Below are 17,127 nucleotides of genomic sequence, written 5' to 3' on the forward strand. Positions count from 1 at the left end.
CTGCAGGATTGACAGCACGCCCGACCGGTATGCGGGCCGAAAAGTACTGGGTGCATGCACTGGCCACAGCCTTGCCGGCGCGGGATAATAAGCCCGGAGCAATCCCATCAAAACGGAGACCGGATGCTGTACAGTTTGGGGAATCAACAACCACTTTTGGTAGGTGAAGGTCACTATATCGCCCCCGGTGCTCATATCATCGGCGATGTGCGCATGCTCAGGCACAGTTCGGTGTGGTTTAATGCGGTGGTGCGTGGGGACTGTGCATCGATCACGATCGGTGAATACAGCAATGTACAGGACGGCGCGGTACTTCACGCCGACCCCGGCAGTCCGCTGACGGTGGGTAGCGGAGTCACTGTCGGTCACAAGGCGATGCTGCACGGCTGTGACATCGGCGACTACAGCCTGGTAGGGATCAATGCGGTGGTGTTGAACCGGGCCGTGATCGGCAGGTATTGTATTATTGGCGCCAATACGCTGGTCTCCGAGGATACCGTGGTGCCTGACTATTCTATGGTAGTGGGCTCGCCCGGCAAGGTGGTGAAGGCCCTGGATCAAGGCATCGGCGAGTTGCTCAAAGCCAGCAGTGATCACTATGTGGCGAATGGCAAATACTTTGCCGAGCAGTTGGTACCCCTTGGGGCTGAAGATGTGTAAACAACCGGTAACAACCCCTGTAGCAGCACAGCACCCGGTCCAGTCCCCCTGTATTTCCGTATGTGCCCTCAATGCCGAGGACATCTGTGAGGGTTGTTTTCGCAGCGCGGAAGAGATCAGTCGCTGGGGTGTCATGAATAACGGTGAGCGCCGTAGAGTGCTGAAGCGCTGCACCGAGCGGGCACGGCAGATGGGCCGTATTTGGTAATTAATCGAATGTGCCCTGCCGGATCCAAGCGCCACAGGGCCCTGAGTAAACGCACACATGACCCAATCTTTTGTCCACTTAAGAATCCACTCTGAATTTTCCCTGATGGATGGCCTGGTGCGTATCAAGCCCGCCATTGCCCGCGCCCGGGAGCTGGAGATGCCGGCTTTGGCATTGACTGATCAGTGCAACCTGTACGGCCAGATAAAATTTTACCGGGCCTGTCTCAGCGCCGGTATCAAGCCGGTGACCGGGGCGGATTTCTGGCTGAGCGAAGGCGGCGAAGGCAAGCCTACGCTGTTCACCCTCTACGCCATGAATGGCGACGGTTATCGCAATATCATTGCGCTGATTTCCCGCGCCTGGATGGAGGGGCAGTATCATGGGAATGCCTATGTAAAGCGCGAGTGGGTGCGGGAGTACAGTGCGGGCGTGTTGATGCTGTCCGGCGCCAAGTATGGTGACGTTGGGCGCGCCCTGGTTGCCGGGCGCCGCACCCAGGCGAAGGAGTTGGCAGGGGAGTGGGCGGCGCTGTTCCCCGATCGCTATTATCTGGAGCTGCAGCGCACCGGTCGTGCCGGCGACGAAGAGTACCTGCACGCAGCAGTGGATCTGGCCCAGGCAATGAATCTGCCGGTGGTGGCCACCAACGATGTGCGCTTTATGGCTGAGAGTGAGTTCGAGGCCCATGAAGTACGTGTGTGTATCCACGAGGGGCGCACTCTCGACGATCCGCGCCGGGAGCGCCGTTATTCCGCCGAGCAGTATTTTCGTACGCCCGAGGAGATGTGGTCGCTGTTCAGCGATATTCCCGAAGCGCTGCAGAACACTGTTGAAATCGCCAGGCGCTGCTCCGCGCCGATTCAGCTGGGCAAGTACTTCCTGCCGGAATACCCGATTCCCGAGGGCATGAGCGAAGACCAGTTCTTTGAAAAAATCTCCAAAGAGGGCCTGGAAAAGCGCCTGGAAAAAACCCTGGACCGCTTTGCCCCAGAGTATACCGAGCGGCGCAGGGTTTATGAGGAACGCTTGCGCTTTGAACTCGACATCATTATCCAGATGGGTTTTCCGGGCTACTTCCTGATCGTGATGGATTTTATCCAGTGGGCCAAGGATCACGATATTCCGGTGGGTCCGGGAAGGGGTTCCGGTGCCGGCTCTCTGGTGGCTTATGCACTGGATATCACCGACCTGGACCCGCTGCAGTACGATCTGCTGTTTGAGCGATTCCTCAACCCGGAGCGGATTTCCATGCCCGACTTCGATATCGACTTCTGTATGGAGAAGCGGGATCGGGTGATCGGCTATGTGGCCGACAACTATGGCCGCCAGGCGGTAAGCCAGATCATCACTTTTGGCACCATGGCCGCGAAGGCCGTGGTACGCGATGTGGCGCGGGTGCAGGGCAAGTCCTACGGCCTTGCCGACAAGCTGTCGAAAATGATTCCGCCGGATGTAGGGATGACGCTCAAGAAAGCCTATGACCAGGAAGATGTGCTGTGTGAGTTTCTCAAAAGCGACGAGGAGGGCCAGGAAATTTGGGAGATGGCCCTGCAACTCGAAGGGGTTTCGCGCAATGTGGGCAAGCACGCAGGGGGGGTGGTAATCGCACCTACCAAGCTTACGGACTTTGCCCCGCTCTATTGTGATGAAACCGGGGCGGGCCTGGTCACACAGTTCGATAAAAACGATGTGGAGGATGCGGGGCTTGTCAAGTTTGACTTTCTCGGCCTGCGTACCCTGACCATTATCGACTGGGCTGTGCATATGGTAGATAAGCAGCGCAGTCGCGACGGGCTGGAGCCGCTGGATATCGCCGCGCTGCCACTGGACGATGAAAAAACCTTCAAAATGCTCAAGCGGGCCGAGACGATTGCGGTGTTTCAGCTGGAATCCCGCGGTATGAAGGATTTGATCAAGCGCCTGCAGCCTGACAACCTGGAGGACATGATTGCACTGGTGGCTCTGTTTCGTCCGGGCCCTTTGCAGTCCGGTATGGTGGACGATTTTATCAACCGCAAACATGGCCGCGCCCAGGTGGCCTATCCGGATGCCAAATACCAGCATGAGAAACTAAAGCCCATTCTGGAGCCCACCTACGGCGTGATCGTCTACCAGGAACAGGTCATGCAGATCGCCCAGGAACTGGCGGGCTACACGCTCGGTGGTGCGGATCTGTTGCGCCGCGCCATGGGTAAGAAGAAACCGGAGGAAATGGCCAAGCAGCGCGCTGTTTTTGAAAGCGGTGCCAAAGCCCAGGGCATCGATCCCACCCTGGCAATGAAAATCTTTGACCTGGTGGAGAAGTTCGCAGGCTACGGATTTAACAAATCCCACTCTGCCGCCTACGCCCTGGTATCCTACCAGACCGCCTGGTTGAAAGCGCACTATCCGGCCCAGTTTATGGCGGCCACTATGTCCTCGGATATGGACAAAACCGACAAGGTGGTGACCTTTATCGAGGAGTGCAGGGCCATGGGGCTGACCCTGGTACCCCCGGATGTGAACCTGGGTAGCTTCCAGTTTTCAGTGGATATGGATAACCGGATTATTTACGGTCTCGGTGCCATAAAAGGGCTCGGTGAGGGCCCGATTGAAACGATAATCGCCGCGCGGGAGCGGGGAGGACCTTTTATCAACCTGTTTGATTTTTGTGCCCGTATAGACCCGCGCAAGGTGAACAAGCGCGCGATGGAAGCGCTGGTACGCTCCGGTGCTCTGGATAGTATCGGTCCGGATTCTGGCGATCGGGAGGACCTGGATTACGCCCGTGCGGTGCTGTTTAACGCCCTGGATGAAGCGACCAAAGCCGCGGAGCAGCAGACCGCCAATGCCAATGCCGGCATGATGGACCTGTTCGGGGAACTGGTACCTCAGAGCGCCGACGGGGATGTATATGAGGATTTTCGCCGCACCCGCTGTTGGAGTATTCGCGAGCGTCTAGAGGGTGAGAAAAATACCCTCGGCCTATACTTGACCGGTCATCCCATCGATGAGTATGCCGATGAACTGGGGTATTTAGTGAAAGCACGTATTGCCGATCTCAAGCCGGGGCGCGAATCGCAAAAAGTGGCGGGGCTGGTTGTCGCCATGCGGGTGATGAAAACCAAACGCGGTGATGCGATGGCGATTGTCAGTCTGGATGACCGCAGTGGCCGCATTGAGGCGGCCCTGTTTAGCGAAGCGTTTGGCGAACACCGCGAAAAGCTCGCCAAGGATGCCCTGCTGGTGCTCGATGGCCCCGTGGCCAACGATGATTACAGTGGTGGTCTGAAAATGACCGTCAACAGCGTCTCCACCCTGGACGAACTGCGTCGCAGCAGCGTGACCGGCGTGCGCTTGCAGATCCACAGTGGCAGCGCGCAGCAGGGGTTGGCGAAGCGATTGGCTGCCTGTCTGCAGCCGTACACCGGTGGCCACAGCAAGGTCAGCCTCGAGGTGCTGCGCAGTGATGCGCGCGGCCTCTATCGCCTGCCGCGCCGGTGGAATGTGGAGGCCAATGACCAGTTGCTCCAGTCGCTGCGGGAACTGCTGGGGCGTGAACAAGTGGCACTGCAATACGCTGAACGGCACTGAAGCCTATCGGGCTCGACTGGTTGGTTCCGGGCAGTTAAGCTATGCCGTTGTCATTGTCCGATGGCGTTGATAAGAGTTAAGGGCACAGATTTCATGAATTTTAATTTTCTCGAGTTTGAGCAGCCGATTGCGGAGCTGGAAAGTAAGATCAAGGAGTTGCAGCTGGTCGGTGACGACAACGCATTGAATATTGCCGAAGAGGTGGCCCGGCTGCGAGAGAAGAGCAGAAACCTGACCGAATCTATCTACTCCGATCTAACGCCCTGGCAGGTGGTACAAGTGGCACGCCACCCGCAGCGCCCTTATGCGAAAGACTATATCGAACGCCTGTTTACTGAGTGGGATGAGTTGCACGGTGACCGCCATTTTGGTGATGACAAAGCGATCATTGCCGGTATTGCGCGCCTTGAAGGCGCGCCTGTGGCGGTAATCGGCGAGGAGAAGGGCCGCTCTGTCAATGAGAAAGTCGCGCGCAACTTCGGTATGCCCAAACCGGAAGGGTATCGCAAGGCGCTGCGCATTATGAAAATGGCGGAGCGCTTCCGGTTGCCGGTGTTGACCCTGATCGATACCCCGGGCGCCTACCCGGGTATCGACAGTGAAGAGCGCGGTATCAGCGAGGCTATCGCCGAAAATCTAGCGGTGATGTCGCGACTGCGCACACCCATTATCTGTACCGTAATCGGCGAGGGGTCTTCCGGTGGTGCCCTTGCCATTGGTGTCGGTGATCAGTTGAATATGCTGCAGTATGCCACCTACTTTGTGATCTCTCCTGAGGGCTGCGCCAACATTATCTGGAAAACCGTGGACAAGGCGCCGCTGGCGGCGGAGGCCATGGGGGTGACTTCAAGTGTGCTGGAGGAACTGGGTATTGTGGATGAAATCATTCCGGAGCCGCTCGGCGGTGCGCATCGGGACCCGGATGCCATGGCGGCGCGTTTGAGGGACAGGCTGAGTCATCAATTAGAGCAATTGCGCACGGTCTCTATTGATACCTTGCTGGAGAAGCGTTACCAACGCCTGATGAGCTATGGCAATAGCATTTCGTAATGCCAAATACTGACGCCTGGCACACCGATTGATTGCTGGGCTGAACGCCAACTGCAACCAGCTGGGATTGCTGGAAAGCGATTGCGGCGGTAGATTGCGCCGGTGGGGATGCTCCCGGCACAAAACGGCCTCCTCCGGTAAGTGTCCAGAAGATGCCATCCGAAAGAGGGGGGTCTTCACCAAGGCGTATACCGTATCCGGCCCATCCATATGGCGCTGGCAGGCTATCTATTAGGATCGCTACAGTAATCCAAAAAAATTTTAACTGCTTCTTTTTTTAAGTTTTGCGATTATTGTTTTTGAAATTTCTTTGGATTTTTTTGTCAGCGAATTTATTTAATTGAGGTATTTACAAGCCTGAGCAGTGTTTCCCGCTGCGAATCTAATTTGCCTGTATCTTCGAGGATGTCAACACGCTTTGCTCCTGGTCGTTGTCGAGCGGTTGTTGGTTTACACCGAGATCGATCCATCCAAGGCCTTTTTGCCAACCTTGCCCTCAGGTGCCTTGCGTGTATTTTGTTCCAGGTATCATGAAACCATATTCGATCTGCCCGCCTGGTCAGGTCAGTAGGGGGACGCGTTACTTCTACTGGTGATGATGGCCTTTGGGATTGAGAAAATCGGGCTGTATAACATATTGGCTCTGGAATTTCTCTCATTGGCAGTATCTCCCATGGCTTGGCGATATTTAAGCACGCCTTGGAAAAATCCGAATCACTACGTAGATTTGCTTTTCATCCCCACCGCTTGAGGGACATCTGTCAACTTGGGTAATAACCATGGCCGTGGGGTCCCTGCGGTAGGTTCCCCGCTATCCCGGATTTAATCCGCAATATCCCGTTTACCCCTCTGGCCTGATGGCAGTTTGAGTGGGACGAGGCACACTGCGGAGGAATTATAAAAATTCTGTTGCTACGGCGCACAACAAGCCCGTTGTTATCGGGGGTGTCATAAACCAATCTGCGGCAACGGATATTCCCCATTAACCTCATCAAACCCCTATTCCGGTAACCAGCCATGAAACAACAATGTTTTCACAGAGACCGCCTGGCATTCACTATTTCTGTCGTCCTGGGAGTGACCGGTATTCCATCAGTGCTGGCGATGGAAGACGAACCCCTTCTTGAAGAGGTAACGGTGACAGGTATCCGGGCCAGCCTGAAGAATTCCATGGATGTGAAACGGGATAGCGCTGGTGTTGTGGATGCGATCTCCGCCGAGGATATGGGTAAGTTTCCGGATTCCAATCTGGCAGAATCCCTGCAGCGTATAAGCGGGGTTTCCATTGACCGCCGCAACGGAGAGGGCAGTCGGGTAACCGTGCGCGGGTTTGGGCCGGACTATAATCTCATTACCTTAAATGGCCGCCAGATGCCGTCCACCTCCCTTGTACAAAATGGCGGCGGGGTAAGCCAGGGCCGTGCCTTTGATATGGATAACCTGGCAGCGGAAAGTGTCAGGGCACTGGAAGTGTACAAAACCGGGCGTGCGGATATCGCCTCTGGGGGGATGGGCGCTACGATTAATATTATCACCCAGCGACCCCTTGACCGTCCTGGGTTGAATATGTCTCTCGGTGCCAAGGTTCTGCGGGATACCACCAATGTCGTTGGCGATGACTATACACCGGAAGCTGCGGGACTGTTTAGCTGGACTGATGAAGGAGAGAAGCTTGGTTTTGCCCTAACTGCCTCCTACCAGCAGCGCGACAGCGGTGCCAGTGGTGCCTATACCAATAACTGGATTACTGAAGCCTATGACGGAACCATTCCCCAGTCACCGGGTGAAAATTCCGGAGAGCCTATTCATATTCTCAATGAACCGGAACTGGGAGAGCTGAGGTCTCTGCCCATAGATCTACGCTATATTCACTCTGATCGTGAGCGCACCCGTATTAATGGGCAACTCACTTTACAGTGGCGACCAATCGATACCTTGACCGGCACTGTGGATTACACCTACGCCAGACAGGATATCTATGAAAACCGTTCGGAGCTGTCCGCCTGGATGGACACCTATAAAAGCGATATTGCCTTTGATAGAGGTCCGGTATACACACCAGCACTCTACTGGGAAGAGCGTCGAGAACAGAATCCCCGGGATATTGGCCTGGCCCTGCAGCAGCAAAATCAGGTCAATACGCTGAAATCTCTCGGCTTGAATCTGCTATGGCAGCCCGGCGATGAGTTTGAGCTGGTTTTTGATGCGCATCAGTCCGAGTCCTCCAGTTTGCCGGATGCGGGTTACGGAAACTGGATTAATATCGGACTGGGGGCGAATATCTCCGCCGGCCAGGGTATCGATTTTACCGGAGATGGCCTGCCCATTCTGCTTGTAGATTTCGATGACGGGGTGTACGGCAATGGTAATGGAAAGCTGGAGGAGGGGGAAGTCGGTTCCTCGGTAAGGCAGATATTTAATGACCGCGCCTTCGCGGAGTTTACCCAGGCCCGTCTGGGTGCCAACTTTGTGTTCAATGAAACACACTCGATTGATTTCGGGATTGAGTCCCGCGATATGGAAACGCGTCTGCAATCCTCCTTTTATCAAGAGTTGCTGGCCGGAGGGTGGGGTATCGCCAATCCCGGTGACGTGCCTGCGGAATATCTGTCTCCCATCAACTATGCCAAGCTTTTCAATGATTATAATTTGTCACTGGGATCTAACAGTCGCGAATTCTTTGATCGTGTCAGTGATGGCCGTGCTGCGCCATTGCTTCTGGGATACACCGGCAATGCTGCCCTTGTCGGCAGGCACCTCTCCAATGCGGTTGGATTGCCCTGGGCGGTTAATCCGGTGGATAACCTGGATCGCACTGTCCACGAAGCGGTCTATGGGGCTTACACGCAATATTATTTCAGCACAGACTGGCGGGCTATGCCGGTAAATCTGGTGGTGGGACTCCGGTATGAGAAAACGGGAGTTGAATCAACAGATCTTGCCAACTTGCCCAGCGAAGTGGTCTGGCAGAGCAACAACGATTTCCAGATTCCTGCCGGTGCTACGGCCACTCCTTATTCTGAAAAGGCGAAATACAATCACTGGCTGCCTAATATGGATTTTGATATCGAATTTATTCCCGGATTGATAGGGCGTTTTTCCTACAGTAAAACGATTGCTCGTGCCAATTATGACCAGATGGGGTCTGCCGCTTCCGGTCTGAGTGGCCCCTCTCTGCCAACCCTGCTTTCAGGTTCGACCCTCGGTACAGCGGGCTCGGGCAATCCGGGTATATTGCCACTGGAATCGGATAATCTGGATCTGTCCCTGGAGTGGTATTTCGATGCGTCCAGTTATGTTTCCATGGGTTACTTTCGCAAGGATGTCGATAACTTTATCGGGACTGCGACTGTGGATGTTAATCTGTATGGCCTCAGCGATCCCACCAACGGTCCGCGCGCCCTTCAGGCAATGGCAGATTTGACAGCACTGGGAGAACCGCTCAACGATACCAATCTTTTTTCAATGGTTGCGGCCAATATACTCGGGGTTGATTTCTACGAATACACTGCAGAAGAATTTGAAAACCTGGTCGATGTTACCGGCAATGCCGATGATGCCCCCATTATTTTCCGCGTATCGCAGCCCAAGAATTCTGAGAGAGCGGTGATTGATGGCTGGGAAGTGGGGGTTCAGCACTTCCTTGGCGAAACCGGTTTTGGCCTGCAGGCAAACTACACCATTGTGAATGGCGATATTGAGTACGATGTTGAACAGGACCCTGCGATCAACGGCGGGGAGCAATTTGCCTTAACAGGACTCAGCGATACCGCCAATGTATCGTTGATTTTCGAACAATATGGGCTTTCTGCCCGGCTTTCCTATAACTGGAGAGATGCATTTCTCGCAGGCGTTGAAGATGGTGGGCGGCGTCCACGTTATACCGAGGAATACAGTCAGGTCGATCTGAGCATTGGCTATGAAGTACATGAAAATCTGAAGCTCAGTCTCGATGGCATTAATCTACTGGGTGAGGACCAGCGTCAGTTTGCGCGTTCAACAAGTCAGCTGTTGCGAATAGAGATGTTGGGTCCGCGCTATGCTCTGAGTGCCCGCTATCATTTTTGAGGGAAGGGCCCACCGGCAGAGTGACAGACAGATTCCCAACACCGATACATCCGACGAGCGTTGAATCAATATGGCCGGGATCCATCAAATCGTTATTGCTGGAGGGGGAACCTCCGGGTGGTTGGCTGCTTCAGCTATTGCCAAACTCTACGGTAAACAGGTTAAGGTTACCCTGGTGGATTCTGCAGCGATTGGGCGTATCGGCGTTGGGGAAGCAACCATACCACCTCTGAGAAATTTTCATCGTCTGCTTGCTATCCGGGAGTCCGAATTTATGTCGGCAACCCAGGCCACTTTTAAGCTGGGCATTGAATTCAAGCACTGGGCACAGCGAGGCGATAGCTACATTCACTCTTTTGGTACTACCGGCAAGGATTGCTGGGCCTGTGACTTCCATCATTTTTGGCTGGCTGGCCGTGAGAAAGCTTTAGCTAGTGATTTTGGTGACTACTGTGTGGAGTTGCAAGCTGCGCGAAAACAGCGCCTATTGCCGGGAGATGCGGGAAAACTCAACTATGCCTATCATGTCGATGCAGGGTTATATGCGGATTTTCTACGCCAACATGCATTAAGGCACGGGTGTAATCATGTCGATGGAAAGATAGAGCGGGTGGAAATTTCCGGAAGCAATGGATATATCAATGCACTGGTACTTGAGGACGGTGCCAGAATTCAGGGGGATCTGTTTATTGATTGCAGCGGTTTTCGTGCGCTACTCATTGGTTCCGCCCTGAACGTTGGCTTTGAGTCCTATGGGGATTTCCTGCCCTGTGATTCAGCGATTGCCGTTCAGAGTGCGACACAGCACCAGTTGCGTCCTTACACCCAGGCGATAGCTCAGGAATTTGGCTGGCAGTGGTATATTCCCCTGCAAAACCGAATGGGCAACGGCCTGGTCTATAGCAGTCAGTATGTGGCTGATACCGTTGCGGGTGAACGCTTGTTGCAGAATCTGCTCAGCGAACCGCTCTCTGAGCCCCGCAGGTTTCGCTATCGGCCCGGGCGCCGCAGGCAGGCATGGCACAAGAATTGTGTGGCCATTGGTCTGTCGGGTGGTTTTCTCGAGCCGGTGGAGTCAACGTCCATACATCTAGCCATGTCAGCAATTCTGCGCCTGCTTAAGTTATTCCCCAGAAATGGAATTTCTGATATGGCGATGGCCACCTTTAATGCGCAGACGCGCGAGGAGACTGAGAGGATCAGGGATTTTATTATCCTGCACTATAAAGCGACGGAGCGCACAGACAGTGCTTTCTGGCGATACTGTAACGCTATGGCGATTCCAGATTCACTGGCGGGTCGCTTGGAGTTATTTCGTGCAACAGGTGTGCTGTCTGGTACCGAGCGAGAGCTGTTTCAAATCGATTCCTGGGTGCAGGTGTTGCTTGGACAGCGTATAGAACCCACCGATTACCACCCCATTGTCGATCTTATGAGTGAGGAGGAACTGGGGGCATTTTTACAGGGTTACAAAAAATTTGTTGAGAACAGGGTTTCAGCTTTTCCCTCACATCGCCAGGCGATAGAGCAATATTGCAAAGGGGGCCCGCAAGTGAATAACTGTGCATGAACAGAGGGATCAACCGGACGATTTTGTTGGCCGGCGGCATTGCGGGCTGGTTGACCACAGAGGTATTCGCTGCGGAGCACTATGGTGCCGATGCCTGTGGTATGCGAGCGGGTTTGATGGAATCCGCAGATATTCCGGGCGAAAACCCAACTGTATGAGCTACAGTGGGTTTGACCTCAGTGAGCACTCTGATCTCAGGCGCCCGTGTTGTCTTCAATTTTTCCCGTTTTGTCGAAAGTCGCTGGGGCACAATGGCGGTAGCGTGATAGAAAATAGCGATATGACCAAATGGCTTGATAGGTAAGTGTTTTCCACTATTCAAACGAATCGACTGCCGAGGCTGTACTCTCAGGATCAATTATTATGACATTGTTGCAAGGTAACACGACATCCAATGCTGCACAGTTACAAGCTGGCGATCATTCCAGGCAGAGATTTGCACTGGTAGCGTTGACCTCTCTGTTTTTTTTGTGGGGGTTCATCACCTGCCTCAACGATATTCTTATCCCCTACCTGAAAGGAATTTTTGCACTGAACTATGCCCAGGCCATGTTGGTGCAGTCTTGTTTCTTCGGGGCCTATTTCCTGGTATCCCTTCCCGCCGGAGTCCTGGTATCGAGAATCGGCTACCAAAAGGGCATTGTGACGGGGTTGGGTATTGCCGTGTTGGGCTGCTTGTTATTTATTCCCGCCGAGCGTATGGAAATTTATGCGCTTTTCCTCGGAGCCCTGTTTGTTCTGGCCTCTGGTATTACCCTACTGCAGGTATCGGCGAATCCCTATGTTACGGTGTTGGGTGACGAACGCACAGCGGCCAGCCGTCTCACTATGACCCAGGCCTTTAACTCCCTGGGCACAACGGTGGCTCCCCAATTCGGGGCAATAATGATTCTGCCGGCGGCAGGGGTAGCGGCCAGTACTGTAGGGGCCTCCGCAGTTGAAGTGCCCTACCTGATACTGGCAAGTTCGCTTGCGGTTCTGGCTATCGTATTTGGAGTACTCCATTTGCCACAGATTACTGCTCACAACATCGCCAAAGGACAGGGGGATTCAGTCTGGAGTTATCGCCACTTGGTGCTGGGCGCGCTAGCCATTTTTCTGTATGTGGGGGCAGAAGTCTCTATTGGCAGCTTCCTGGTGAACTTTATGGCCGAGGATTCCATTGCCGGCCTGGAAGAGTCGGAGGCAGCATTTTTTGTCTCTCTATACTGGGGCGGGGCCATGGTGGGCCGCTTTGTTGGTGCGCTGGTAATGCGATATATCGCTGCCGGGAAGGTATTGGCTGCATGCGCGATGATTTCCTGCATTCTGCTGCTAGCCACAGTAACTGGCGAGGGTTATCTGGCAATGTATGCGGTATTGGCGGTGGGCTTGAGTAATTCCATTATGTTCCCGACGATTTTCAGCCTGGCAGTGGCCAAACTTGGCCGCGCTACCAGCCAGGGTTCGGGAATTTTGTGTCTGGCCATTGTCGGCGGTGCTGTGGTGCCTTTCTTGCAGGGCTTGCTGGCCGATCATGTAGGAATCCAACTGGCATTTGTTCTGCCAGTTTTCTGCTATCTCTATATTCTCTACTATGGGCTCGCCGGGCATCGCCCGGATAAATGCACTTGAGGAGTTGCTTTTTCTCTTCTGAACACTTTGCGCCGGTGTTTGTATGCCAGTTTTTTTGCAACAAGCAGAGTGTGTGTCCTGCATAACACCTAAAAATGAAGAGGGACTAGAAAACTTCCACTGAAATGCGTGCAGGCGGTATTTTTGATACTTTGGGTTGAAACAAGAGTTCAGTATCGACAGCGAAAACAGTTACGTAGTATTCGTTCGGCTATGGTTAAGAGGCTTTTGATGCTGTCTGTTGGGTTGTGTGGTTGGAGTCCAGAAATTCCTTGATTGGCTGGCGATAGTTTCGGCTGACTTTGACCTTGGCACCACTGGTGAGGGTGAGAAAGTACTCGCCTTTAGTCAGCACCTTGATATGCGTGATACAATTCAGGTTTACCAGAGTCGATCTGTGGATACGCTTGAAGTTATCTGGGCACAGCTGCTTTTGCAGGTCCTTGATTGTGCTGCGCATCACATGTGTCTCCCCTTTCACATGCACACACATATAGTCACCGGCTGCGTCGATCCATTCGATATCCTGTTGGTTTACCATAATGATGGTGCCGCGATCCTTGATGGCCAGGCGGTGGGAGAAGGATTGCGCCAGTGCACTTTCACCAGACAATCCGCCTTGCGGGCCGGCATCTGCAATTGAGTTTAGCAGACGACCCTTTTCTCCCAGGCAGTTGCGATCCTGTGCCAAGTGCGTTTGCTGTAGCCGCTGGCGGACCCGCTCCAGTGCGGTTTGCAGGCGCCTGCTGTCCAGTGGTTTCAACACATAATCCACTGCATGAACGTCAAACGCCTTCAGTGCGTATCGGTCGTAGGCGGTCGTGAATACAATAAGCGGCATGGTATCACCCTGTAGGCGACGTACTACCTCGAATCCATTCATGCCGGGCATTTGTACATCGAGGATCAGTAAATCCGGAGCGCTGTCAAATACAGCCTGCAGTGCTTCCCGGCCATTCCGGCAGCAGGCGACTATTTCTAAATCCTTGAATTCCTCAAGCATACTTTTCAGCAGCCGCAGGGCGAGGGGTTCATCGTCTACCAGTGCAACGGTAAGTGTGTTCATAGGGTTCCTCTCTGTGTCAGCTCTGTGGGGGGCGCGGTTATTTCCAGTGGGATATCAATACGCACCAGCATGCCGGAATCAGATTTTTTACACTGTTCTATATGGAAATTCTGTGGATACAGATTGTAGAGTCGCTCGCGTACATTTTTCACACCGACCCCGGTAGAGGAAAAATGGCAGTCCTGCTCATCAGTAAATCTGCTTGAACAGCCGGTATCAGTCACTTCCAGTACCAGGCGCGCACCGGCTTGTTGCGCACTAATCGCGATAGTGCCACCCAGTTCATTGGGAGCAATGGCGTATTTGACCGAGTTTTCCACCAAAGGCTGCAGTAGCATACTGGGCACCTGGGCGTTGCGTACCTGTTCGTCAATAGACAGGTCTACGATCAACCGATCGACAAAGCGGGACTTTTCGATTTCCAAATAGAGCAGTACGGCTTCGATCTCCCGCTCCAGGGCGACTTTCTGTATGGGATCTTCTTTGAGTGACAGACGCAGGAAGTCGCTGAGGCGTACAACCATTTGGCGGGCCTCATCAGCTTGCTCAAAACGGATCAGTGCATTGATGGAGTTCAGCGTATTAAACAGGAAATGCGGGTTGAGCTGGTAACGCAGCATTTTCAATTGGGCCTCACTGGCAATAGCCTCGGCTTGCAGTCTGCGCACTTGTTCGCGTTCGTTCACTGCGGCAACCTCAAGCATTTTATTGTGCTCATCCTGCAACAAAAGGTGGTATTTCACCCCACAATAGAGGGCGCTCCAAAATAAAAATACAAACAGGGAGGCGTAATACCAGCCACCAAATTCAGACCAGATGGAATGCTCGCCACTCAGTCGTATATAGGCTTCCATCCGCACCAGTGTCCATATCCCGGAAATGACCGCCACCGCCAGCAGATAGATGACTGTGCGCACGGCCAGCTCTGAGTCCCAGGCAATGTCGAAAATAGGCTTGAGAAATAGTGACAGGACAAAGGCGATGGTGCACTGAAACAGGGTATTTACCGGTTCAAATTTGGGCCATTCCGAAGGGGAGTGCCACAGGCTGAGTGAAAGAAAAGTGACCAGCAATATCCCCACCCAGCTCACTAGCTGCAACTTCCAAAACCAGCAGGTAGTCTGAATATCGGTGTTCAGGCTCTTTTTCTGACGGGTTGGGTACTGCATGATGTCCCGTTTTTTAATATTATGAAAATGCCGGGATAGACGCTTACCATCGCCTTCATTATTATCCTGCAAATACTACCTTGGCTGGCCCTGTCCTGCCAGGGCCAGCTAATGTCAAGCTTCCGGTTTATCCCCTAAATAGTCCTTTTTGCCGGATTTCGGGGTGAATCGTCAAGTAAATTTCGGCAATCTGGGCTTATATGACTACTTTTCTGTGGTTGTACTGGGTTACAGCAGTCGGTGGTCTTGCCTGTGATTCTCGCACGGATTTTAGTGATAAGACCGCCTTTGTCTGGAGTCGCTGTGTTCTGTTTTAAAGTGATCAGGGCGTGTGACCTCATGATCTTCCGACCTTGGCAGGTGATTTTGAAAGGAGGTAGCTTGTGTATGATTTATTCCTGGCTTATTTGGATCGGATGCATGCGCGCTTTCATGCAGTGAACGCGATAGTGGTCATAGGGTTTGGTATGAGCGGATTGATCGGGATTAATACACTATTGGCTCATGAGATCGGTTTCCAGTGAAACAGATGTTGCCCGAGCCGAACTCTCCAAACGAGATCGTGGTCAAGGATACTGGCATGAAGGGCGCCAAACCAGCAGGCGCTGTCCCCGGTTATTTCAATCTGGCTGCCCTGACCTCTTTATTTTTGATCTGGGGGTTTATTACTGGCCTCAATGATGTGCTGGTACCACACCTGAAAAATGTTTTTGAGCTGAGTTATACCCGGGCCGTTCTGGTACAGTTCTGCTTTTTTGCCGCTTACTTCCTGGTCTCCGTGCCTGCGGGGTTGCTACTGCGCAGAGTGGGTTACCAGTTGGGACTGGTACTGGGCCTGTTGGTTGCCTGTGCCGGTTGTCTGGTGTTTATTCCAGCGGCACGATTGCAAATCTATGAGGTATTTTTATTGGGACTTTTTGTATTGGCCTCAGGAATTACCCTGTTGCAGGTGTCTGCCAATCCCTATGTTATTGCCCTGGGTGGCGCTCGCTCGGCACCCAGTCGGTTGAATCTCACCCAGGCGTTTAACTCCCTGGGAACCACACTTGCGCCTGTGATTGGCGGTGCGGTCTTTTTTACTGCGGTCTCTACCGGCTCTGACCCGGATACCGCTGCGAGTATAACCGAATTTCGCGCCCGTGAGGCGGCATTGGTGGAGGCCCCCTATTTCTGGCTGGCAGTCATTTTGTTGCTGATGGTGGCCTTTTTCTCCTGGATACGCCTGCCGGAAATTCCCAATCACCTGAAAGCCACAGAGTTTGGGGCCAACGAGCAGGAGATCTTTTCTATCTGGCGTTTTCCCAGGTTGACTTTGGGTGCAGTGGGCATTTTTGCCTATGTGGGGGCTGAAGTTGCCATCGGTAGCTTTCTGGTGAGTTTTTTCGGGGAGCCCTCGGTAGCTAGGATGCGACCTTTTGAAGCCGCACACTTTGTCTCCTTGTATTGGGGTGGTGCGATGATTGGCCGTTTTGCCGGAGCACTGTTTCTACGCTATATATCTGCCGGGAAACTGTTGGCGATCTGTGGCCTGGGCTCAGTGACACTGATTTCGGTGGCCATGCATAGCTCCGGTGTTGTTGCCGTGTGGTCGATCGTTGCCGTCGGGTTGTGTAACTCGATTATGTTTCCAACCATATTCAGTCTTGCCCTGCATGGTCTGGGTAGACATACCTGCCAGGGCAGTGGTGTGCTGTGTATGGCAATCGTGGGGGGGGCAGTAATCCCGCTTTTACAGGGCCTGGTTGCAGATAACGCCGGTATCCAGATTTCATTTTCGGTGCCCCTGCTGTGCTATTGTTTCATTGTTTATTATGGAGCCTTCTCGCTGGATCTGCGTGGAGATGTAGAGGAGTGAGGGGGTCGCTTGTAGCAACCGAGTGCCACTCTATTATTCACTTGCAGTAAGGGGCCTGCCAGGTGAGGCTCACACTCTGTCTGGGCAAGCCCCGTTGTTTCCAACTCAACTGATGGTTGCACTACAGTAGATTGTTTGGTGTTGAAACCAATTCTATTGGCAACCCGATCCATCTCCGCCTTATTTTGTGGTACCACTTCCTTGGGTATCTTTCAATACAACTGACACAGTGTTCGGGAGGCGCTGTCCGTATCGCCCCGGGAAAGAACCACTCTAGCGGATTTTTATTGC

11 protein-coding genes are annotated in these 17,127 nt (G+C 53.3%); 9 read left to right on the plus strand and 2 right to left on the minus strand.

All coding sequences use genetic code 11. The features are described from left to right. The first annotated feature begins 123 nt into the window (after positions 1–123). The 8 genes from M8T91_RS04260 to M8T91_RS04295 all read left to right on the plus strand — a co-directional run bounded on the left by M8T91_RS04260 (position 124) and on the right by M8T91_RS04295 (position 12,746). A complete protein-coding gene (locus M8T91_RS04260; RefSeq protein WP_301417139.1) occupies positions 124–660 on the plus strand; it encodes a gamma carbonic anhydrase family protein in 537 nt (178 codons plus the stop codon). After that, a complete protein-coding gene (locus M8T91_RS04265) occupies positions 653–868 on the plus strand; it encodes a DUF1289 domain-containing protein (RefSeq protein WP_301417141.1) in 216 nt (71 codons plus the stop codon). Before M8T91_RS04260 ends, M8T91_RS04265 begins: the two co-directional genes overlap by 8 nt. A gap of 57 nt (positions 869–925) precedes the next feature. Then, the gene (gene dnaE, locus M8T91_RS04270) at positions 926–4,444 is read left to right on the plus strand and encodes a DNA polymerase III subunit alpha (RefSeq protein ID WP_301417143.1); all 3,519 of its coding nucleotides are present in this window, start codon (positions 926–928) and stop codon (positions 4,442–4,444) included. Positions 4,445–4,537: 93 nt separating this feature from the next. Then, positions 4,538–5,494, plus strand: a complete 957-nt coding sequence (locus M8T91_RS04275) for an acetyl-CoA carboxylase carboxyltransferase subunit alpha (RefSeq protein ID WP_301417144.1) — start codon at positions 4,538–4,540, stop codon at positions 5,492–5,494. 1,017 nt (positions 5,495–6,511) lie between these two features. Further along, positions 6,512–9,562 carry a TonB-dependent receptor gene (locus tag M8T91_RS04280; protein WP_301417146.1) on the plus strand — a complete coding sequence of 1,017 codons (3,051 nt, stop codon included), beginning with the start codon at positions 6,512–6,514 and terminating at the stop codon, positions 9,560–9,562. Between the two features lie 70 nt (positions 9,563–9,632). Next, on the plus strand, positions 9,633–11,132 hold the full coding sequence (locus tag M8T91_RS04285; RefSeq protein ID WP_301417148.1) for a tryptophan halogenase family protein: 1,500 nt from the start codon (positions 9,633–9,635) through the stop codon (positions 11,130–11,132). After that, positions 11,129–11,290, plus strand: coding sequence for a hypothetical protein (locus M8T91_RS04290; protein ID WP_301417150.1), 162 nt, complete (start codon positions 11,129–11,131; stop codon positions 11,288–11,290). Before M8T91_RS04285 ends, M8T91_RS04290 begins: the two co-directional genes overlap by 4 nt. 205 nt (positions 11,291–11,495) lie before the next feature. Then, complete coding sequence (locus tag M8T91_RS04295) at positions 11,496–12,746, plus strand: sugar MFS transporter (protein WP_301417152.1); 1,251 nt, start codon at positions 11,496–11,498, stop codon at positions 12,744–12,746. A gap of 217 nt (positions 12,747–12,963) precedes the next feature. On the opposite strand, the gene M8T91_RS04300 is transcribed toward M8T91_RS04295, so the two are convergent. Continuing rightward, complete coding sequence (locus M8T91_RS04300; protein WP_301417154.1) at positions 12,964–13,812, minus strand: LytR/AlgR family response regulator transcription factor; 849 nt, start codon at positions 13,810–13,812, stop codon at positions 12,964–12,966. Beyond that, positions 13,809–14,981: a sensor histidine kinase gene (locus tag M8T91_RS04305; protein ID WP_301417156.1), complete on the minus strand. Its 1,173-nt coding sequence runs from the start codon at positions 14,979–14,981 to the stop codon at positions 13,809–13,811. The genes M8T91_RS04300 and M8T91_RS04305 overlap by 4 nt, the downstream gene beginning before the upstream one ends. A 580-nt stretch (positions 14,982–15,561) precedes the next feature. On the opposite strand from M8T91_RS04305, the gene M8T91_RS04310 reads away from it, so the two are divergent. Then, the gene (locus tag M8T91_RS04310) at positions 15,562–16,836 is read left to right on the plus strand and encodes a sugar MFS transporter (protein WP_301417158.1); all 1,275 of its coding nucleotides are present in this window, start codon (positions 15,562–15,564) and stop codon (positions 16,834–16,836) included. The last annotated feature ends 291 nt before the right edge of the window (positions 16,837–17,127 follow it).

It is taken from the genome of Microbulbifer sp. MI-G, assembly GCF_030440425.1.
GTDB lineage: Bacteria > Pseudomonadota > Gammaproteobacteria > Pseudomonadales > Cellvibrionaceae > Microbulbifer > Microbulbifer spongiae.